Here is a 22,044-nt window from a genome sequence, read left to right as displayed (position 1 = left end):
TAAATTGTATCCCGTAAAATACGTACGGAAACCCTGTATAACATATATTCAATAACAGGTTGATTATCAAAATTCTATAGCGATTGTCGAAAAAAAAACAGTATTTGTTAAAAAATAAATTATTAACTTATTGTAATAACGTATTATTTTTACAGTTATATTGTAGAAAATAAATCCTAACACCCAGGTCTACTTTAATTACTAAAAAAGTATAACGATAATTGATGTTTTTAATTAAAAAGAGACTTGTATTTTACTTCCTGATATTTTCACCATTCCTAATGTTAGTTGCACAGGAAAATTTTGTGCAAACAGAAAATATTCCAGTTGATCATAAAAAGTTAGTCGTACAAGGTGAGATCATCTGCTTACCAATTTATCCCAAAAAGAATAGTAGCTATCTTCCTGAAGAAGATATTTTACAAGAAAATCTGGTAGCATATACTACAAAATGGGACAATCAACAGTTTAATCCATATTGGAATGAGGATCTTACATTTCCTTTTCAGTTAGCATTTCAGGATGAAGATTTTTCACCTCCGGTTGACCGTAAAATGGTAGTTACCTCTCGTTATGGATGGAGAAGAGGGCGACCACATCAAGGTATAGATATTGATCTTCAGGTTGGAGATAGTGTAAGGTCAATATTAGACGGTAAAATTAGATATGTCGGATATCACGGTGGACACGGGAATACTGTAGTGGTTAGGCATCATAATGGATTAGAGACAGTGTATGCTCATCTTTCAAAATCGCTGATCAAAGAGAACGAAGAGGTTAAAAAAGGGCAAACAATAGGTACAGGTGGTGTAACAGGGAATGCAAGAGGTAGTCATTTACATTTAGAAGTACGATATCATGGTAAAAGTATTAATCCAGAGTATTTATTCGAATTTGCTAGTGATACAAAAATTAGGTCAGATACTCTTTTTGTGACTAAGAAATGGATGACACCCAGATATCATAGATCTACTCGTATGAGTAAAATAGTTATTCATAAAACTATGGAGGATATCGCGCAGATTAAAGAAGAGCAAAAAAAGATTTATACGGTACGTAAAGGAGATACTCTTCATCGAATAGCCAATAAACATGGATTGGCAGTTTCTGAAATATGTAAAACCAATTCGCTAAAATATAACTCGGTGCTAAAGATTGGACAGCAAATAATTATCAATTAATTAGTGAGTATGTATTGGGTTGTCTATATGCCTGTGAATCATTTCTAATAAATGATTTTTGTTATACGGTTTTAATATATAATCATTTAGTCCAGCTTGTATAATCTGTTTGTTTAATTGGGTAACATCTACTGCTGTTAGAGCAATAATTGGTGTTTTTGTATCAAACTCGCGTATTCTTTTTGTTGTGCCAATTCCATTTAACTTTGGCATATTAATGTCCATAAGAATTACATCATATTCATTTTTTCTAACCAATTCTATAGCGTCAAAACCATTATCTATAGTGGTGCAATCAAAGTTTTCTTTTGATAATATTTTATCTGCAACCAGGAGATTTAATTTATTATCATCTACAATTAATACTCTAAATTTTGAAGCTATGGGATTATTAAGAGAAGCGCTATTATGATTTATGGTCTCTTTACTAACTTGTGATTTAAAGTCAATAACCAATGCATACTCAGATCCTAAATGAGAATCATTTTGGATAATAATTTCGGCATTTAATGCCAGAGCAAGTCTGTTTATTATTTTTGAATTAATTCCTGTTCCCAAGTATGTTTTTTTCGCATTTCCTACATTAATAAACTCTTGGTAGATAGATTTTTTGTCTTCTTTTGAAAGTTCATCCCCATCATGATTAATTTTAAAAGAAATAGTAGATATGTTTTCTTTTTTCTTAATTAAAATTACAGAGAAATATACATTACCGTTTTTAGTAAAACGTAATGCATTACTTACCAAATTCATAAGTATTTGAGAAAGAATGGCAGGATCTCCATAAATCTTATGATCTATTTCAGAATCAAACTCAAAGTGTAATACGTTATCGCTATTCTCTGTAGCATAACTAAATGAGTGTATAAGGTTTTGAGTAACTTCTTTTATATCAAATAATATATTTTGTACAGTTATCTCTTCAGAATCCAAAAAATTAACATGTAATACATTATTGATAAGGGTAAAAAGATAATCTCCAGAAAATTTTAATGATTTCAGGTTTTTATCATTTTTGAGATCAGGGTGTTCTTCTTCAAGAAGATTAGTCAATCCCATTATTCCATACAAGGGTGTTCTGAGTTCCTGACTAAGAATAGAAATAAGATTTTGTTGCAATTGAAACTGTTTTACTGTTTTCTTGTTTAAAGACTTTAATTCTATATTCTTTTCATCAAGTTTTTTGGAAACTTTTCTGTATTGTAGATACAAAAAAAGGAGCATGGTCAGAAGTACTCCCCCAATAACATAATAGATCATACCTATTTTTAACAACAAAATAATAAATATAAGGTTTATCTTACAAGTTTGTTGGTGTATTTTTTTACATATTTCCAATAATTTATGGTTTACCGTAAAATTATTGGAGTGAGAAGCTTAAATTCAATTGTTTACTAGTTAAATTGTATAGTATTTTAAAATGTTTGGTTCTTGAAAATTGATACAAAAACATCTCAAATAAGATCAATTGATTGTTAACAGACAGAACTAATAGTGTAAACACTTGTAATTATTACAGATTGTTAACGTCTTTATTAATGTTATCGATTGATAAAATGTAAGATTTTATAATGAATTAACAGTCTTAAAGGGCTATAATATTTATCTTTACTTAAAATTAATGAGCAGCATAAAAGAAATGAAAGCTAATTTTTTTATAGTTTTTTTGTTATGTATGGGAATGGTAATGCATGCTCAAATAGAAAATTCTACTTCTTTGCGAATTGATGCTAAAAGTGATCTTAGTACAAATAAGTATAGCCTCTCTAAGGGTTTAGATCCTAATTTTAATAGTGATTCGTCTTTATATAAAACTCCAGATGCACTAACTGAGTATGCTCGTAGTAAGCCAACTTTTGATATGACTGGTAATGATGGTTTTTTTAAACCCAAAACAGACGCTGTTCCAAAGTGGTTTAAAAAAGATAATGAAATCAAAGAAGAGTATAAAAGTGATCAGTATCTAGGTGATTTTAAGAGCAATGGAGAATTTGTAAGATTGATGTATAGAGATCATCAGTTTGTAGATGGCGATGTGGTAAGGATCTACCTTAATGATGCTGTTATTGTCTCAAAAATATTCCTCTCCGGAGATTTTAAAGGAATCTCGGTTGATCTTGCTAAGGGATTTAATAAAATAGATATACAAGCCCTAAATCAAGGAGAATCAGGCCCTAATACCGCAGAGTTTCATCTTTATGATGATAAGGGCAACTTACTTACAAGTAGTGAATGGAATCTTACCACTGGCGTTAAAGCTACATTGATAGTAGTAAAAGATTAAAGTACTTACCTTTTTAAGAGCTACTCATTGTATTTATGATAGCTTATTTTTAGTAAATTTTAAAAGTATAATCAGTATTTCATAAAATATTTATAGAATATTTTGTGATTTTTTTAATGTACCCTATACTAATTAGGAAAAAGTAGGCCTATATGAGTAAAGAATACGAGTTTACTCGAATTATTAAAGAGAATGAAGGAGTTATTTTTAAAATAACCACCATTTATACCAATAATTACGAGGATCAAAAAGATCTCTATCAGGAAATTGTTTACCAGTTATGGAAATCATACGATAGTTTCAAAGGAGATTCTAAAATTAGTACCTGGATGTATCGTGTAGGCCTTAATACTGCTATTACAAGGTTAAAAAAAGAAAAACGAAGAGGGAATCAAATAGAAATGTATGATGTGATAATGCGTCAAACCGAACAATATGACACAGAATTTGAAGAACGATTGAAAAAACTATATGCACATATACATGACCTTAATGAATTAGATAAAGGATTGATTTTACTGCTTTTGGAAGGTAAGAAATATGAAGAAATAGCTTTGATAACTGGTCTGTCTCCAAGTAATGTTGGAACCAGAATTTCTAGGATTAAACAAAAATTGAAAACACAAATTGTAAAAAAATAAGAGAAGATGGAATTGGAAGAAATGCAAACAGTTTGGTCTCAGATGAGTGACCAGATAGAGAAACAAAAGAAGCTAACTGATAAAATGATTATTATGATGACACAAGAACAATACAGGAAAAAATTAAACAAAATAGCATACCCAGAGATGATAGGGGCAATCATATGCTATGGTGTTGTGCTATTGATATTAATCAATCTTAATAAGCTTGATAATTGGTATACCTTATCATCAGGAATAATATCAATAATTATACTACTAGTTTTACCGGTTTTATCGTTAAAATCGATTTATCAAATGAAAAAAGTAAATATTGCAGCAAATAATTATAAGGAAACATTACTTGAATATAGTAAAGGTAAGAAACGCTTTCAAACTGTTACCAAAATGGGGTTTTACCTAGGATTTATTTTAATGTTTGTTATTATGCCTGTTACATCAAAGATCCTTAATAACAAAGATTTATTTTCTGAAACCAAATCTCTTTGGCCATTTGCAATTGCTATACCGGTTGCAATCATATTTTTTATTGTTTTTGTGCGTTGGGTGGGTAGATGTTATAATAATAACATAAATTCTGCAGAGGCATTATTTAAGGATCTTGAAGATGTTGATGTATCATAAAAAAGTCCGTATAGAAGTGTTATTAATATAAAAAGGGTTGTCGTTAGACAACCCTTTTTCACTTTTAATTTAAGGCAAATAATTTAAGGCAAAAAATGTTTACGAACCACAACGTCCGCCATTACTCCATCTTCCATTGGTACCTAAGGTGTATAAAAATCCGTTATAGGTTACTTTATCTCCAGCTGTATAACTATTATTTCTGTTATATTCGTTAACTCCTTCGCAAATATCCGCACTTGGAGTTGAGTCTTTACATTCTGCGATTCGATTCCATCTTGTAAAATCTCTTTCGTATAAGAATCCACGGTATGTTACTTTATCTCCAACAGAATAGCTTTGACCGCTTACCCATTCTGCAACACCATCACATGGGTTTGTTCCTACCGGAGGATTATCACCATCTTTAGGATATGCTTTATTAGTCCCTTCAATATCAAGAGCAGAAATTGCAGCTTGTCTTCTTGGTAAAACATTCCCATTAAGATCTGTGATGGTTGGTTGTCCATTTTTACTAAATGTATAGCTACCATACATCATTGTAGATTTAATATCAAAATCTCTGGTTACCAAAGTAGCAGAATTACTTTTGTAAAACTGACTAGCAGCTCCATTCTGGATATTGTCAAAATTGATGATAATATGATTATCTCTATCCGAACGATTTTGCTCGTGAATATATCCTAAAGTATGTCCGATTTCATGAATAATCACAACAGCCGTTGTACGGGTACCTAAACGAATAAATCCTCTCGACCCATTCATCCCTAGAGTTGCAACTCCACAATTACAGTTATCTCCATTGCTACTAATGGTAACATAATTTGATTCATTGGTACGTTCTTTAAAACGAACATTAGTTTTACTAGTCCATTCATCCATCGATTTTTGAAGTTCACTTCTCACAGATTGACTCAGCCCATTAATTACATAAACTATAGTGTTATTTGTCCATTTACGAACACCTCCACCAAGTCCTAACTTTGCATTTATTCCAGTATCTGGCTCTAGTTTATCAGAAAGAGCAACTTTTGTATCAGTTAACTGATCTTCAAATAACCTGGCATCAGTTCCTTGTAGACTATAGGTTCCATCATCTTCTTTTTTTACAAGGACGCGATCCCCTAAGAAATACTTTTCGATAAATTGATCTTGTCCTTCAATAGAATCTGGATTTTGATCAAAATCTTCATTTTTTTGACAAGATGCAAAAGATAATGCAACTGCCAGGGCTCCGATTTTAAATCGGTTTAATACGGTTTTCGTTTTCATTAAGTTTAATTTTTGAGTTTACGATTTTAGTTTAATCTGTGCACATTGTTTAAACTGGTGACATATCGAATTAGTCTTTAAGATGAAGTTAAAAAAACCGTTAAACTTTCTTAAAATAGGGGATGCCACTCAAATGTTTAATGAAATCGATATGATATGATTTTACTTTTATATAAAATAAATCCATAAAAAACCCGAATCAAGATTATTGATTCAGGTTATAATATAATATTGTAAAATGAAGATTTCTTATTATGAAATCAATCCTTTTGCCTTAGAGTTTCTTGAAAACCAAACTAAAAAGATAGCAACGATTATAACTATGATTGGCATTATAACTCGGTTACCTGATAATTCTACAAAATCCTGTAAAAAGAAATTATATGTAGCTTGTGCAAGAACAGCAATGAGTGAAAGAAGAAGTAGAGGAGAAGCCCATTTTTTTCTAAGGAGTAATGCTATACAACCTATAGTTCCTGCAAATACAGCAATAGCAAAAGCAGCAGTTACCCAAGCCGGTGTATTATTATAAAAGTTTTGTTCTCCTTCTGGTAAAGTTGCTATTACTTCATCTGTCATAAAAGCTTGACCAATATAAGCCATTACACCCATGATATTCCATAAAAGTGCTAAGACACTAATAATCCAAAACCATAAGGGTGTTTTTGTTGTTGTTTCCATAATCTATTGATATTAAGTTGTTTTGCTGTAACAATGTAGTTAGAAACTCAACAAAATACAAATCTAGGAGTTTTATGAGCGCTATTTTTCTAATATTATACATGGATTAAATACTTGCATAATTGTTAATGAAACATAAAATGATATAATTCTTATAACCATTAAAATATAGATAATAATTAGTGCTTTTAGTATAGGTGGTTTACTTGGTTTTGTAGGTTGAAGTATATAGAATTGATAGGTTTTTAGAGAGGAAATAAAAAAAGACTCAAGTATTTAATTACAGTAAAATATTAAGACATATTATCTAAATAATCACTTAAATCACCTAGAGCTCCATCCCAGAATTGTTCGTAAAACTTTAACCATTGATTTACTTCTTTTAATGGATTAGCATTGGCATGGCAAAAACGCTCCCTTCCTTTGGTATCTATATGGATCAAACCAGCTCCCTCTAGAGTTTTTAGATGTTTAGTAATGCCCTGACGGCTAATATCAAATTGATTTGATATCTGAGTTATAGGTAGGGCAGTAGTTGCTACCACCAAAGCGTGAAAAATTTCACGCCTTGTGGGATCTGCAACAGCTTTTAATATTGTGGTGATTCTATCCTGCATGAACCATTTGTTTAAGGTAATCGGTTAATCCCGAAATACAATTATCCCATCCGCCATTAAAACTATTAAACATTTCAACAGCAGTTTTTCCTTTGTAACTAGAAATACCAGAGTGTTCTAGATATAATTTAGTTCCTTCTTCGGTTTCTTCTAATACCCATTTAACAGTTGTTTCTATTGGAGTTTCTGTTACAATCCACGAATATACTAAAGTATACGGATTTGCTTGTTTTACTTCACCTTTTATAGGAGAGCAGTTTTCTCCAGAAGAATTAAATATGTATTGATACCCTTTTTCGGCTTTAAAATCAGCATCCAAAAACCAGGTAGAAATCTCCTTAGAATCTGTTATCGCGTTCCATACTTTATCAATTGGGTGATTAAGTATCTTCTCTTTGATTATTACATCTTTCATATTTATTATGTTTTTATTATTAATACGCAACTATATGGTTGCAAATATACGTATATATATTTAATACGCAACTTTTTGGTTGCTTAAAAGTAAAATCCTCTGTTGTATCACTCACATTTATAGAAAAACAATTGTCTAATTATTAAAAATAGAATATTTTGTGTGTATGGAAAGTATAATTAATTATTTTGAAACGATACCATCATCTCATCGTAGTCTAATTTTGGTAGGAGGGATTACTTTTTTCTGGCTTATAGAATATGCGGTGCCCTTGTTTAAATTTGATTATAAAAAGTTTAGGCATGCATGGCCCAACATATTTTTTACGCTAACAACGATAGTTATTAATTTTGTATTAGCATTTATTTTGCTAAAAACTAGTGATTGGACGGTAGTTAATCAATTTGGCGTATTGCAATGGTTGGCATTACCTCTATGGGCTACAATAATACTTGGTATTGCATTACTGGACCTTATAGGAGCATGGTTGGCACATTATGTTCAACATATCATAAAACCATTATGGATGTTTCATCTTATTCATCATACCGATAATCACGTAGATACCACAACAGCAAATAGACATCATCCAGGAGAGAGTATTATCCGATTTTTGTTTACGACTCTTGCTGTATTTATTGTAGGAGCACCTATAGGTATAATCATGTTGTATCAATCTCTATCTGTGGTATTATCTCAATTTAATCATGCCAACATCTCTTTACCAAAAAGAGTAGATGATATGATAAGTTGGATTATAGTTTCTCCAGATATGCATAAAGTACATCACCATTATGTGTTGCCATATACAGATACAAATTATGGTAATATTTTTTCTATCTGGGATAGGATTTTTGGTACTTTTTCCAAGATAGAAAATAAAGATTTGATATATGGAGTTGATACATATCCAGATGTAGATTCAAATGCAAATGTGAGTAAATTATTAAAGCTTCCTTTTTCAGGATATCGTGCACCAACAGGAGCAAAGTTTGAATCCGAAAAATCTTAGTTTAATTTGCTAAAATATAAACTCATGAAAATTATATCCTTTATTTGTTATGTTATCGTTTCAACTGGGCTTTGGGCACAAACTAAAAGTACTATTCCGGATTTTAAACCTGATCAGGACTATGACAATATATTAGTTAAGAAAGTATATACCGATACACATACTTCAACTTTTGTAATATGGATTAAAAAAGATGTAAAACCGCATAAGCATATAAAACACACCGAACAGGTATTAGTGTTGGAGGGTAAAGCCAGTGTTCAATTAAATGATAAAGAAATTATAGTACAAAAAGGAGACTGGGTTACTATACCAGAACAAACTATACATGCAGTAAAAGTCTTATCAAAAATTCCGTTGAAAGTAATTTCTATTCAAACTCCCGAATTTAAAGGAGAAGATCGAGTGTTTATAGAGTAATGCTAAGTACGGTTAAAACACAAAATTTTCATAAAATAACCCTACTGTATTCAATTAAAAAGTATTTTGAAAACTAAAGCAGTTGTAAAAAATATTTGATATGCGACAACGAGGTCAGTTTTTGGTTTTATTAGTTTTGATTGTAGAGATCGGTTATGCCCAATATAAAAAAACGGATTGGGAGGAAAGAGATACATGGATGAATGTACCTAAAATCTTTAAACTTGCAGAAATAGAGAAAGGTAATGCAGTTGCTGATGTTGGTTGTCATGAGGGGTATCTTACTATGCATCTGGCTCAAAAAGTTGGAGAATCAGGAAAAGTGTATGCTGTAGATGTAAGAGAAGATAGACTTGAGAAATTAGATGAATATATTAAAGATCGTAAGCTTCAAAATATAAAAACTATAGTTGGAGACTATGATAATCCTAAATTACCAAATGAAATACTTGATGTAGTTGTAGTAATGGATACATATCATGAAATGAATGATTATATGAAAATTCTTGATCATATAAAAAACGCTCTTAAACCAGGAGGAAGGGTTGTAATCATTGAGAAATTTAAAAAACATATGCTTAATACATCAAGAGCAGAGCAAACCGAAGCGCATACATTGTCTTTAAAATATGTAAAGAAAGAATTACAAAAAGCGGGATTTTCGATCTCTAAAGAAATTAAGGATTTTGGAAAATGGAAGAATGAAACTGATAAAACGATTTGGATTCTGGTAGGAACCAAAAATAGCTAATTTTATCAGTTATGTTTTTGATCCTTGTGCTAGGAGACGTTCATATTTATCTAAAACATTCATTATGGATTTATAATGCTTGTAATCTTTCTATCAGTTGTAAATTCATACTTCACCAATATGAATAGAACTTAATTCTCCCATTTCTTGTTCGGTATATATTCGTGATTTGATTACAAAACGAATTCCCATAGGGATTTCAAGTGAAAAACTAGACCCTCTGCCTTGTACAACATCTATGGTTAATTGTGTATGTTTCCAATATTCAAATTGGTCCCCAGACATATAAAAGTTACACCCATGGATATTACCCAGCCAGATGTCTGTTTCGTTAATCATTAATTCTCCTTTTGGAAAACACATCGGGGAGGAGCCATCGCAGCATCCTCCGCTTTGATGAAACATCAACTCCCCGTGTTTTGCAGTAAGGGTATCGATTACAGTTTTTGCTGCATCGGTTATCTTAATACGTGATATCATTTTATTTATTTTTTAGAAAAAACCCATTGCTTTTTTATCATATGATATGAGCATATTTTTAGTCTGGCGATAGTGATTAAGCATCATTTTATGCGTTTCTCTACCAATACCAGATTTTTTATACCCTCCAAAAGGAGCATGTGCAGGGTAGGTATGATAGCAATTTACCCAAACACGACCTGCCTGTACCGCTCTTGAAACCTGATAAGCCTGGTGAGTATCACGAGTCCATACTCCGGCACCTAAGCCATAAAGGGTATCGTTTGCTATCTCAATAGCTTCTGACTGGTCTTTGAAAGTAGTAACGCATGCTACAGGACCAAAGATTTCTTCCTGAAATACACGCATTTTGTTATTTCCTTTTAGAAGTGTTGGTTTTATATAATACCCATTTTCGAGGCCTTCGATATATGCAGATTCTCCTCCTGTTAATACTTCGCACCCTTCTTCTTTTCCTATAGAAAGATAATTTAAGATTTTTTCATACTGATCATTAGAAGCTTGAGCACCCATCATAGTTTCGGGATCTAAAGGATGTCCTAATTTAATAGCCTCTGTGCGCTCGATAACACGTTCAATAAATTGATCATAAATGCTTTCCTGAATCAGAATTCTAGATGGGCAAGTACATACCTCTCCCTGATTGAGTGCGAACATTACTGCTCCTTCTAAAGACTTATCAAAAAACTCATCATCGGCTTCCATAATGCTTTCAAAAAAGATATTTGGCGATTTTCCTCCAAGTTCCAGAGTTACCGGAGTTATATTTTTTGAAGCGTATTGCATGATGAGTTGTCCTGTAGTAGTTTCTCCGGTAAAAGCTACTTTATTAATACGTGGGCTTGATGCTAATGGTTTACCTGCTTCAACTCCAAAACCATTTACTACATTTAGAACGCCAGCAGGAAGTATACCTTCGATAAGTTCCATTAAAATCATAATCCCTACAGGGGTTTGTTCTGCTGGTTTTAAAACAACACAGTTTCCCGCAGCCAGTGCCGGGGCAATTTTCCAGGTAGCCATTAATAATGGAAAATTCCATGGGATAATTTGCCCAACAACCCCCAGAGGTTCTAGTATATTTAGAGATACTGTATTGGCGTCTAGTTCACTAACAGATCCTTCTTCTGCACGAATTACGCCAGCAAAGTATCTAAAATGATCAATCGCCAGAGGGAGATCTGCAGCAAGAGTTTCGCGTAATGCTTTTCCATTATCCCAGGTTTCCGCTCGTGCTAATACTTCGAGGTTTTCTTCTAGTACTGTTGCGATTTTCAATAAACAGTTACTACGATATGTGGCAGAAGAATTGTTCCACTCTGGTGCAGCTGCCCATGCAGCGTCAATTGCAAGTTCTATATCCTCACTTGTAGAACGAGCTACTTTGGTAAAACTAACTCCATCAACCGGAGAGATGTTTTCAAAATACAGGCCTTTTACAGGTGAGGTCCATTTTCCTCCAATATAATTATCATATTGGTCCTTAAAGCTTGGTCTTTCCATTTTACTTTTAGGAGATGCTTGTGAGATACTCATAATTTTAGATTTAAAGGTTTTTAAGTAATAAAATGTGTGTTTTATTGTCTACATGTGTAATGTATTGACAAGAAGGGATCTATCCTTAAATATACGGCATTTTGATCATATTTTTTTAGTGAACATTGTTAATTATTACTTAGATTTTTGAGGAGTATAACACCCATATATTTAGGGGGTGTTTACCTTGTGTTTTATAGTGGTAAAACTCTGTTTTACAAATGCTTGAGTGAGTATTTTTATGTAATTAATAATTAAAACACAAAATAAGATGAAAATTAATCAAAAAATGGGAAGAGGGGCAGTAAGATTATCGATCCCTGCAAAAGTAGCATATGATGCAAAAGCTTTTCAAAATAGTATTTATGAGCTATTAGATGAATTGGGATGTCCAAAATGTTTCTCTGGTGTAGACTGCTATTTTCAAACGATTAGAGATTATGTTTTAGACCCGAGAGAAAATGTAGTTTCACGATCACTGGCTTTTAGAGATCCTTCACCACAACCTAGTAAACTAATAGCAACAAAGACTCTAAATGTTGGTGTATCTCCTGCTGTATCTTATGATATTGGTAAGATTGATAATGCTATAAAAAGCATTTTTGAAGAAATAGGATGCCTGGCATGCTGTTCGGGGAATGACATATTTTTCCAAAACCAGTTTGATTTTAATTTTTAAAACAAATCATGGGTGTAATTGAAAAAACGCTAGAGTTAGAATGCCTACCGCAATTAGGGGTAGGCATTATTTACTCGCCTACAGTGGCCAATATCAATTTTCCTAATGGGTTAATTGATACGTTCGAAGTAGAACCTCAAACATTATGCATCAGAGATGAAAATGACAATTTGAAGGTGCCAACAGAAGTTTTTGAAGAAATAAATAAATTACCATATCATAAATTGGTGCATAGTATAGGAGCACCTGTAGGAGGGAGTTTACTACCAAAAAATGATCAGTTAGAATTAATTAAGTATACTACGACTCTTTTTGATAGTCCCTGGGTAACAGAGCACCTTAGTTTTAATGCCACTACCGAATTTAATACTGGTTTCTTTCTTCCGCCTTGCCAGACAAAAAAAGGATTGGAGTTAGCCATACGAAATATAAAGTATCTTCAAGATAAAATAGGAAAACCTATTGCTATTGAGACTGGAGTGAATTATCTAAAACCCAATAGTCATGAGATGAACGATGGAAGTTTTGTGGCAGAATTATGTAAGGAAACGGGTTGTGGAATATTACTAGATATCCATAATATTTTTGCTAATCAATTAAATGGTCGTCAAAGCATTACAGATTTCTTAAAAGAAATACCGTTAGTACATGTGGTAGAAATGCATATCGCAGGAGGAACAGAATTGAATAATTTATGGATGGATTCTCATTCTGGACCTATAGATAAAAGGTTACTTGCTATAACAAAAGAAATTTTACCAGATCTTACTAATTTGAAAGCTGTTACTTATGAAATATTCGATTCTTATATTCCTGTAGTTGGTGATGCTCTTATTATTTCTGAAATGGAAAAAGTAAGAGAACTTTGGGAAAATAGAAAAGAGCAATATCGCATTCCTAAGGAAGAAAAACTCCCAAAAACGGTATGCAATATTCAAAAACTTAACCAGGAGTTTGACCCCATAGCATGGGAAAATATATTAGGTAATCATGTTATTGGCCGAGTAGACGAACATGATATATTGAAGAATGAAGAAAGAATTAAAATATATCAAAAGCTAATAAAAGAATTTAGAGCTTCTATGGTAGCTCGAATATTTAAACTCACAACACGATATATGATGTTGGTATTAGGGATGGAAGTATTTGCTGTCATTCTTAATGATTTTTGGAAACATTATCCACCAGAACAACTAAGTTATAAAGAAGCTAAAAATTTTGCAACTTATCTAATACATAAGGACTATAAACTTCCTTGGTTAGATAAATTACTTAATTATGAAGTTGCTGTACTCGATACTCTAATGGATGAAACTCTTAGAGTAGTTACTTTTGATGCTGATCCTACACCAATGTTTAACGCCCTTTCTCAAGGAAAACTACCAGAAAAAATAGGAGATTTGGGAGATTATGAAGTCGAAATTACTCCCGAGGCTTCAACAACGAACTGGATGGTTATATAGTACTTTTGTAGTAATTATTTTGTGTTGCTTTTTCGTAACATTTTCTATAATAAAAGATTAGGTGAAGCTCTCTCTAAAAACAAAGAAAAAACGTTTCTAATTAATTCTTACGAATTTAGTACCTTTAGGTTTGATATTTATTACACAATATCATTAAAACCTAAATATTAACTCAATTTAAACTACTCTTAAAACCAATGAAAAACAACATCATGTTAATGCTGTTGGTGTATTGCACCATGAGCATTTCTCTTTTTGCGCAAAAAAGTAATAAAGAGCTCGCCAATGAATACCTGAACCTAAAAGGTGAAGTAATTTTTAGCTTCACAATCAACAACAAAGCAGAATTAAGTACTATTACCAAAGAATTAGCTATTGTTCATTTTGATGAAAATACCAATAGTGTTAAAGTAATGGCGAATAAAAGCCAGTTTTCTTCTTTCTTACAAAAGAATGTTCCTTTTACTCTCACTTCAGAAGATAATATCATTGGATATAGAACTATGACTTCTGATTTAGCTATAAAAGCTGCTACATTTCCACTTACTGCATATCCAACATATGCTGATTATGTAACAATGATGAATGATTTTGCTACTAATAATCCGTCTTTATGTAAGGTAGAAAATATCGGAGCTACGGGTGAAGGAGATAAATCATTACTGTTTGTGAAATTATCAGATAATGTAAACCAAAACGAGCAAGAACCTCGAGTAATGTATACTTCTTCTATGCATGGTGATGAGATCGCAGGATATCCTATGATGCTTAATCTTATTGACTATTTACTAGGAGCTTATAGTAATACAAGTCATCCAAAACATGCCGAGATTAAAAATCTTTTGGATAATAATGAGGTTTGGATTAATCCACTGGCAAATCCTGATGGTACATATCGCAATAGTGCTAATAACACATCTGTTGCTAATGCTACCCGAGGAAATGCTAATAATGTAGATTTAAACAGAAATTATCCCGATCCTGATGATGGGGCTCACCCTGATGGAAATACTTATCAAACAGAGACCGTCGCTTTTATGAATTTTGCTGATACTAAACATTTTGTATTGTCTGCTAATTTTCATGGAGGAATAGAATTAATCAATTACCCATGGGATACATATGCAGGAGCACATCCCGATGAGGATTACTTTATTTATGTATCTAAAGAATACAGAGATCACTGTCAGGCCAATAGTCCTTCAGGATATTTTACCGGACAAAATAATGGTATTACAAACGGGTATGCCTGGTATGAGGTACAAGGAGGGAGACAAGATTACCAGATATACAATCAAAAAGGAAGAGAAGTAACCGTTGAACTCTCTAATAATAAAACACCCGCTGCTAATCAATTAGTAAATTATTGGAACTATAATAGAGAAGCCCTTCTGGCATTTTTGAAACAAATAAATTATGGTATCCGCGGAGTAGTAACTGATGCAGCAACCAACCAACCGATACAAGCTAAAGTAACCGTTGTAGGTCGTGAGAGTTATGACTCCTGGACACCCACAGAATTACCAGAAGGAGATTATTACAGACCAATAAAAGCAGGAACTTACAATATTTTATATGAAGCAGAATGTTATGAATCACTTACTTTAACCGGGGTAACGGTAGCAGACTATGCTGCAGTGGTTAAAAATGTTCAATTAACTCCTATAGGAGGAGTAGCGCCAACAGGATTAACAGCATCAAATATACAGCCTACAACGGCAACATTGAGCTGGAATGCTAATTCTGGAGCTACATATGATGTAAGATATCGTGTGACAGGAAGTTCGAATTGGACAACCTTAGCTTCAAATACAAATACGATTAACATAACCGGGCTAACCGCTACAACTCAATATGAAGCTCAGGTAAGAAGTAATTGTGCAGGAGGAGCAAGTTCTCCTTATGGTACTTTAATAAACTTTACAACTACAGATACTCAAGCTTGTACAGGGATAAATAGTTTTCCTTATACAGAAAGCTTTGAGACTGGTTTAGGGCTTTGGATTAATGCTACCGGAGATGATATTAATTGGACACGAGATTCTGGAGGAACTTCTTCATCTTCAACAGGACCTTCATCGGCTCAAGATGGGACTTTTTACTTATATACCGAGGCATCTACAAATGTTACACCACCAGGAAGTCCAAATAAAACAGCACTTCTTAATAGCCCTTGTATTGATTTAGCAACTCTTTCTGGTATTTCTTTAGAATTTGGATATCATATGTATGGATCCAATATGGGAGCTATGGAAGTTTTAGTCAGTACAAATGACGGAGCTAATTTTACATCATTATGGACAAAAAGTGGAGATCTTGGAAATAGCTGGAACCAAGCTACAATTGATCTTACTGCATATGCGGGATCGGTTATAAAACTACAATTTAAAGGCACTACAGGAACAAGTTTTAGAAGTGATATGGCAATAGATAATATTAGCATAAAATCTTCTGCTCCTGATACAGAAGCGCCTTCTGTACCAACTGGACTTACAACATCATCGGTTACTTCGAGCACTATTGGGTTATCCTGGAATGCCTCGACAGATAATATAGGAGTGTCGGGATATGAAATATATCAAGGAGCTACTTTGGTTACTACAGCAACAAGTACTAGTTATACCGTTACTGGATTGACTCCTAATACTACCTATACATTTTCTGTAAAAGCTAAAGATGCCGCAGGAAATACTTCTTCATCTAGTAATACAGCTAGTGAAACAACGTCGGATACTTCAACTACATATTGTGATTCTAAAGGGAGTAATGTAAGTTATGAATATATCGATTATGTGGGGTTAGGTGGTATTGCAAATACGACAGCTGCAAATGCTGGGTATGGAGATTTTACCAATTTAATTGCGAATATCGGAACAGGAACAAATACAATTGTAGTAAGTGCTGGTTTTGCAAATACAGCATACAGAGAATATTGGAGTATTTGGATTGATTATAATCAGAATGGTACCTTTGATAGTGCTGAGCAGATTGTATCAAACTTATCCAATAGTAGTGCTAATCAATCCTTTAATTTTGATGTCCCTACTACAGCTGTAGCAGGTAATACAAGAATGCGTGTGTCTATGAAATACAGTACAGCATCTGGACCATGTGATACTTTTACCTACGGAGAAGTAGAAGATTATACTGTAAATATTAGCACAGCTTTACTTTCTAAAAGAAATGAACCTTCTTTGGTAAATGATTTGGTACTGTATCCAAATCCAATAAAAGACGGAGTGTTATTTATAAAAAATATGAATCAAAAAAATGTATCCTATAGAATTGTCAATTATATGGGGCAAACGGTAATGCAAAACCAATTATCAGAAGATAAAATCAACGTAGCACGTTTATCTAATGGGATGTATTTTTTAGAGGTTAATACAGGCAATAAAACTATTACCAAAAAGTTTATTATAACTAAGTAATTTATATATAATAAAAGCTTCCGGAAAATTTATCTTCCGGAAGCTTTTTTGATTAACCTGTTCGGTTTTTAGATTGAAGTACTGATTGAATTTATATTCTTTTTAATTCTATATTTCTAATACTATAGCTAATGGTTAGTGATAGTATTACCAAAATAGCAGTACTGATGAGGTAGCTATATTGATGGTGTAATCCGCCAAAATAATCGGTAAATGGTACTGCATTAATATTGGCATAGGTGATCATGAAGAATAAGATTTCGAATAATTTCTTTCCTTTAGTCAAAATCCCAGTTAGAACAGCAAGTGAAACAATAAAAAAACCGCCAAGTATAATCGAAATAACATGCATGAAATCAAGCTGTATCATATATCTTAATACTAATGGTAAAGCAAGCAAAAGAGCCAATAGAATTCCGGATAGTACTTGAGATAACAAGAGTCTTTTGAGTGGTTGATACGAGGCAAAAGTGAAGAAATGTGTGCTAAATATTCTCTCTTTGGTCACTAATGAAGACCATCTGCCTACTTGTAAGAACCATACTATAGGCAATATCATTTGATGAGCAATAGATAGAGGAGCAAAACATAACGCCAACATACCTGCAATATTTAGTATCCATAACCATTTATGCCCACTTCGTATGAGTAATATAAATTCAGTTTTTATAAGAGGTAATATTTTGAATGAGAGAGAGACTTTTGGAAGTTTAGAAATATCGATATCATTATCATTTTTAGTTTTTAAGAGTGTTTTCTTATTTTTTAATTGAAAACGTTCTTTAACCCTAAACCTATGAAAAAACAGGGAAGCAAGACCTAGTAAAAGAATTCCAAAGATAATCCATCCCAAACGACTTAAAATATAGCCTATAGGAAAATCTACTCCATCAAAAACAAAATAATTAGCTTCAGATACATTTCCTAATACAAACCCAATGTTTATTCCACCTAAATCTTTATGCCCCACTATATTTCTTACTGTTTCTTCCATTTGAAATGTAATAATCTTAGTGCCAAATGCATCTAGATAAAAATTCTTTGACGTATCACCAGGTTTATATAAAGCCATTATCGAGAAAAGAAAGAAAAAAAGAATATTCTGAAGTATAGATTTTTGACCCAAAAAGACTTCAAACAATACCGCTAGTACCGAAATGAAAAACAAAGAAGGAATAGCAATGACACTGTATGGGATAATAAATTGAAGTATTTCAAAAGAAAACCCGTCATTATATAAGAAGAATAGTATGATGCTCATTATAAAAACGATAAATGCTATGGTACACAATAACAAAAAGTTACTAATCGTTTTTGATATGAGATATCCAAAATTTGAAACCCTTGTCGTGGCTATGATTTGACCTATTTTACTGCTTATATCATTTTTGATCGTACCATTAACTAGATAAAAACCAACTAAAGAAAGAAAAATACTAGTCATAAGTGCTGTTACATAACCTATCCACGAGGAATTATAAAAACCTAGATAATCTCCGATCCGAATGGTAGAATAACTTGCACCAGGGGCAGGGATAAATGAATATGCCACAGCAAGACTAATACATAAGGTGATCAAAAAAGCATAGCTACGAGTACGTTGTAAATAATCCGATTTTATTATAGTTATAAAATTTTTCATAAGTTGTTGTATTATTTTTTAGTAGTATACAGATAAGCATCCTCTAAGGTTGCTTTACATGGTATTGCTGATTCTATATGTGCTTCAGAGATATATCGTACAGTAACGGCCTCTTTTTTCCGAATGGTATTAAGAGTAATATGATGGTTTATAAAATTGGGCACATCTTCTTTATTCATAGTCATTTCAAACACTTTGTTTTTTACTGTATCGATAATAGTTTTCTGATTTCCCTGGCATAATAGTTGACCTTCTTTCATTATAGCTACCTGATCTGCTATCGTATCAATATCAGAAACGATATGTGAAGACAAAATAACAATACAATCATTTGCTAATTCTGAAATTAGATTTCTAAAACGTACACGTTCTTCAGGATCCAAACCAACAGTTGGTTCATCAAATAATAAAATTTTTGGGTGATTAAGTAATGCCTGAGCGATCCCAATACGTTGTTTCATTCCTCCAGAATAGTTTCCTATAGGTTTTTTGGCTACTTCGGTTAAGTTTAATCCTTCAAGGAGAAATGCAATTCTTTGTTTTAATTGTGTTCCTCCGATACCTTTTAGCGCAGCCATGTATTCTAAAAATTCGTAAGCATTCAAGTTAGGATATACTCCAAAATCTTGTGGTAGATATCCTAGTTGTTTCCGCATATAATTTGGATCTTTTACAACATTGTTTTTGTTTAATAAAATACTTCCATTTGACGGTTTACTAATTGTAGCGATCATTTTTAATAGTGTAGATTTTCCTGCACCATTAGGACCAAGTAATCCCAAAATACCATTCTCGATATTTAAGGTATATTCTTTTAGACCATATTTATTGCTGTTGTATTTTTTGGATACATTTTGTATATCTAGTTTCATTTGATTATTGTTTTAGTGGTTTTGATATATTTTTTATGATTTACCTTTTTAGATTACGACAAAAGTTTTTATCATGCTAATAATAAATAGTACAATAAGAAGGCATAAGTTTACGATTGATTCCACGTTGATTGATTTTTGAATTAACACTTCAAAAGTGAGGGTAAACCAGTACACTAAAAAGAAAGAATGATCAATGTACTAGATTTAGTGATCAATAGTGCTAAAGATGAGTTTGTTCCCTACATCAGTATATTAAAGACGTTTACAGTCAAAAGAACTCCTTTGATCATTAATATCTGTGTTTTAGAAGCATTTTCTAGTATTTTTGAGAACATTTAAAGAAAAAGTATGTCCAAATTAGATCAATGGATAGATAATCGTTTTGTGCAGAATATTGTAGTATGGCTTTTTACCACATTAATTCTCACAATGTCAATTCAGTCAGAAAACAGGCTTCTTACTGCTGTATGGGTAACGTTATATCTTATTGTTCCTGTGTATATAAACAACCTAAAAGTACTACCGCTATTTAACAGGAAAAATAAGCTTTTAGGAATTGGACTTTTCTGCCTAAATGCTTTTTTGTTTAGTTGTATTGCAGTTTTTTTTATGAGTAAACAGTTTCAAAAATTCGAATGGGCAATGCTATACAATCTTTTCTCTGTAATGGTTTTGGCATTATTGTTTAGTTCAGCGATAAAGATTGCAAAAGATAGTTTTACTCGTAGACAAGAAATAAAAGATGCCGAACTAAAACTATTGAAAGCACAGTTGAATCCACATTTTCTGTTTAATACGTTAAATAATTTATACGGCTTATCTGTTGTAAATTCTGATAAATTACCAGATTTAATGTTAAAGCTTTCAGATTTACTACGATATAGCTTATATGATACCAAAGAGCAATTAGTTCCTTTACAAAAAGAAATTCAATACTTACAAAATTATGTGTCTTTAGAACGTATACGTTTAGAAGATAAAACAGAGATAGAGCTAAATACTTCTGGTGAAATGATTACTTTAGATATAGCTCCAATGCTTTTGATTGTGTTTGTAGAAAATGCATTTAAACATTTGGGAGTATCTAAAAAAGGAGAAAGTAGAGTAGCGATTACTATTCAGATAGTCGAAGGCGAATTATTGTTTACTTGTGTAAATACCGCTGATTATAGAGGAGGTGATGAATCTGATCTGGAAAAGGGGAAAAGTGGTATCGGTTTAGAAAATGCAAAAAAACGGTTGACTCTGATATATCCAGACAGACACAACCTGAGTATCAGTAAAAAAGAAGAAGAGTTTGAAGTTCAATTAACCTTAAAACTATAAATGGAGATTTTAAAATGCATTATTGCAGATGATGAGCCGATTGCTCGTCAGATATTAGAAAATTATATTGAGCAAATCCCTAATTTAGAAGTATTAGCATCTTGTAAAGATGCTTTTGAAGTTATGAAAATTCTTCAAAATCAATCTGTAGATGTTCTTTTTTTGGATATAAATATGCCAAAATTATCAGGATTAAGTTTATTGAAAACAATGCAGAAACGGCCAGATGTTATTATTACAACCGCATATCCAGAGTATGCTATAGAAGGATTTGAATTGTCGGTAACTGATTATTTATTAAAACCTTTTTCACTAGAACGTTTTATCCAGGCAGTTATAAAAATTCAGAAAAAAAATGTAACTGATACTACTGTAGTACACCTTTCAGAAAAGGAAGAAATAACCACTTCAGTTTTTGTAAAAAGTGATAAGAAATTGATTAAAGTCCCTTTTAAAGATATTCAATACATAGAAGCTTATGGTAATTATATTAAGATTTTTACCGATACTATGATTTTAACTCCCAATACGTTATCAGATTTTTTTGATAAATTGCCTAAAGAAGATTTTATAAGAATTCATAAATCATTTGTTATTAATTTTAATGAATTAAAACTAATAGAAGGTAACCAGTTAATACTTAATAATACTACTACTTTACCTATTGGGAAATCCTATCGAAAACTGGTTTTAGATAAAATAGACGGGATGTAG

General features: G+C 32.2%; 22 protein-coding genes. 13 read left to right on the top strand and 9 right to left on the bottom strand.

Going from position 1 to position 22,044, the window contains the following annotated elements; all coding sequences use genetic code 11:
* Positions 1-281 precede the first annotated feature (281 nt).
* Complete coding sequence (locus DG435_RS02320) at positions 282-1,181, top strand: M23 family metallopeptidase (RefSeq protein WP_159025456.1); 900 nt, start codon at positions 282-284, stop codon at positions 1,179-1,181.
* Here DG435_RS02320 and DG435_RS02315 read toward each other — a convergent pair whose 3' ends face one another.
* Entirely contained in the window at positions 1,182-2,441 is a 1,260-nt protein-coding gene (locus DG435_RS02315) for a response regulator (RefSeq protein WP_106791335.1), read from the bottom strand. It lies immediately after the preceding gene.
* 361 nt (positions 2,442-2,802) lie between these two features.
* Here DG435_RS02315 and DG435_RS02310 point away from each other — a divergent pair, with 361 nt between their 5' ends.
* The 3 genes from DG435_RS02310 (at position 2,803) to DG435_RS02300 (ending at position 4,730) form a co-directional block, all read left to right on the top strand.
* Positions 2,803-3,465 (top strand): hypothetical protein, encoded by a 663-nt coding sequence (locus DG435_RS02310; protein ID WP_159025457.1) that lies wholly within the window; start codon positions 2,803-2,805, stop codon positions 3,463-3,465.
* Positions 3,466-3,617: 152 nt separating this feature from the next.
* Positions 3,618-4,106, top strand: a complete 489-nt coding sequence (locus tag DG435_RS02305; protein WP_106791337.1) for an RNA polymerase sigma factor — start codon at positions 3,618-3,620, stop codon at positions 4,104-4,106.
* A 6-nt stretch (positions 4,107-4,112) separates the two neighbouring features.
* Positions 4,113-4,730: a hypothetical protein gene (locus DG435_RS02300; protein WP_106791338.1), complete on the top strand. Its 618-nt coding sequence runs from the start codon at positions 4,113-4,115 to the stop codon at positions 4,728-4,730.
* Between the two features lie 99 nt (positions 4,731-4,829).
* On the opposite strand, the gene DG435_RS02295 is transcribed toward DG435_RS02300, so the two are convergent.
* The 4 genes from DG435_RS02295 to DG435_RS02280 form a co-directional block, all read right to left on the bottom strand.
* Entirely contained in the window at positions 4,830-6,002 is a 1,173-nt protein-coding gene (locus DG435_RS02295) for a M12 family metallopeptidase (RefSeq protein WP_106791339.1), read from the bottom strand.
* Between the two features lie 252 nt (positions 6,003-6,254).
* Complete coding sequence (locus tag DG435_RS02290; RefSeq protein WP_106791340.1) at positions 6,255-6,683, bottom strand: hypothetical protein; 429 nt, start codon at positions 6,681-6,683, stop codon at positions 6,255-6,257.
* A gap of 293 nt (positions 6,684-6,976) precedes the next feature.
* Positions 6,977-7,300 (bottom strand): helix-turn-helix transcriptional regulator, encoded by a 324-nt coding sequence (locus DG435_RS02285; RefSeq protein ID WP_024770101.1) that lies wholly within the window; start codon positions 7,298-7,300, stop codon positions 6,977-6,979.
* Positions 7,290-7,715: an SRPBCC domain-containing protein gene (locus DG435_RS02280; RefSeq protein WP_106791341.1), complete on the bottom strand. Its 426-nt coding sequence runs from the start codon at positions 7,713-7,715 to the stop codon at positions 7,290-7,292. Before DG435_RS02280 ends, DG435_RS02285 begins: the two co-directional genes overlap by 11 nt.
* Before the next feature lie 166 nt (positions 7,716-7,881).
* On the opposite strand from DG435_RS02280, the gene DG435_RS02275 reads away from it, so the two are divergent.
* From DG435_RS02275 to DG435_RS02265, 3 genes are all read left to right on the top strand, one after another.
* A complete protein-coding gene (locus tag DG435_RS02275) occupies positions 7,882-8,727 on the top strand; it encodes a sterol desaturase family protein (protein ID WP_106791342.1) in 846 nt (281 codons plus the stop codon).
* Positions 8,728-8,751: 24 nt separating this feature from the next.
* Positions 8,752-9,147 (top strand): cupin domain-containing protein, encoded by a 396-nt coding sequence (locus DG435_RS02270; RefSeq protein ID WP_106791343.1) that lies wholly within the window; start codon positions 8,752-8,754, stop codon positions 9,145-9,147.
* Between the two features lie 100 nt (positions 9,148-9,247).
* Positions 9,248-9,898, top strand: coding sequence for a class I SAM-dependent methyltransferase (locus DG435_RS02265; RefSeq protein ID WP_106791344.1), 651 nt, complete (start codon positions 9,248-9,250; stop codon positions 9,896-9,898).
* A gap of 105 nt (positions 9,899-10,003) precedes the next feature.
* On the opposite strand, the gene DG435_RS02260 is transcribed toward DG435_RS02265, so the two are convergent.
* On the bottom strand, positions 10,004-10,378 hold the full coding sequence (locus DG435_RS02260; RefSeq protein WP_106791345.1) for a DUF779 domain-containing protein: 375 nt from the start codon (positions 10,376-10,378) through the stop codon (positions 10,004-10,006).
* A gap of 12 nt (positions 10,379-10,390) precedes the next feature.
* Positions 10,391-11,914 carry an aldehyde dehydrogenase family protein gene (locus DG435_RS02255; protein WP_106791346.1) on the bottom strand — a complete coding sequence of 508 codons (1,524 nt, stop codon included), beginning with the start codon at positions 11,912-11,914 and terminating at the stop codon, positions 10,391-10,393.
* Between the two features lie 271 nt (positions 11,915-12,185).
* On the opposite strand from DG435_RS02255, the gene DG435_RS02250 reads away from it, so the two are divergent.
* The 3 genes from DG435_RS02250 to DG435_RS02240 all read left to right on the top strand — a co-directional run bounded on the left by DG435_RS02250 (position 12,186) and on the right by DG435_RS02240 (position 17,487).
* A complete protein-coding gene (locus DG435_RS02250) occupies positions 12,186-12,593 on the top strand; it encodes a hypothetical protein (protein WP_106791347.1) in 408 nt (135 codons plus the stop codon).
* A gap of 8 nt (positions 12,594-12,601) precedes the next feature.
* Positions 12,602-14,056, top strand: a complete 1,455-nt coding sequence (locus DG435_RS02245) for a DUF692 family multinuclear iron-containing protein (RefSeq protein ID WP_106791348.1) — start codon at positions 12,602-12,604, stop codon at positions 14,054-14,056.
* Between the two features lie 197 nt (positions 14,057-14,253).
* Positions 14,254-17,487: a M14 family zinc carboxypeptidase gene (locus DG435_RS02240; protein ID WP_106791349.1), complete on the top strand. Its 3,234-nt coding sequence runs from the start codon at positions 14,254-14,256 to the stop codon at positions 17,485-17,487.
* A 91-nt stretch (positions 17,488-17,578) separates the two neighbouring features.
* Here the strand turns inward: DG435_RS02240 and DG435_RS02235 are convergent, their stop codons facing one another.
* On the bottom strand, positions 17,579-19,129 hold the full coding sequence (locus DG435_RS02235) for a hypothetical protein (protein ID WP_106791350.1): 1,551 nt from the start codon (positions 19,127-19,129) through the stop codon (positions 17,579-17,581).
* An 11-nt stretch (positions 19,130-19,140) separates the two neighbouring features.
* Complete coding sequence (locus tag DG435_RS02230) at positions 19,141-20,001, bottom strand: ABC transporter ATP-binding protein (protein ID WP_106791351.1); 861 nt, start codon at positions 19,999-20,001, stop codon at positions 19,141-19,143.
* A 189-nt stretch (positions 20,002-20,190) separates the two neighbouring features.
* Here DG435_RS02230 and DG435_RS25410 point away from each other — a divergent pair, with 189 nt between their 5' ends.
* Genes DG435_RS25410 through DG435_RS02220 form a run of 3 tightly spaced genes read left to right on the top strand, consistent with a single transcriptional unit; the run spans position 20,191 to position 22,044 of the window.
* Positions 20,191-20,343 (top strand): hypothetical protein, encoded by a 153-nt coding sequence (locus tag DG435_RS25410; protein ID WP_159025458.1) that lies wholly within the window; start codon positions 20,191-20,193, stop codon positions 20,341-20,343.
* Between the two features lie 9 nt (positions 20,344-20,352).
* Positions 20,353-21,330, top strand: coding sequence for a sensor histidine kinase (locus DG435_RS02225; RefSeq protein WP_106791352.1), 978 nt, complete (start codon positions 20,353-20,355; stop codon positions 21,328-21,330).
* On the top strand, positions 21,331-22,044 hold the full coding sequence (locus tag DG435_RS02220) for a LytTR family DNA-binding domain-containing protein (protein WP_106791353.1): 714 nt from the start codon (positions 21,331-21,333) through the stop codon (positions 22,042-22,044). It abuts the gene before it with no gap.

The organism is Aquimarina sp. Aq78 (assembly GCF_900299525.1).
Taxonomy (GTDB): Bacteria; Bacteroidota; Bacteroidia; order Flavobacteriales; family Flavobacteriaceae; genus Aquimarina.
The sequence above is the reverse complement of the archived record's forward strand: the minus strand, read 5'-3'. Positions and strand labels throughout refer to the sequence as shown.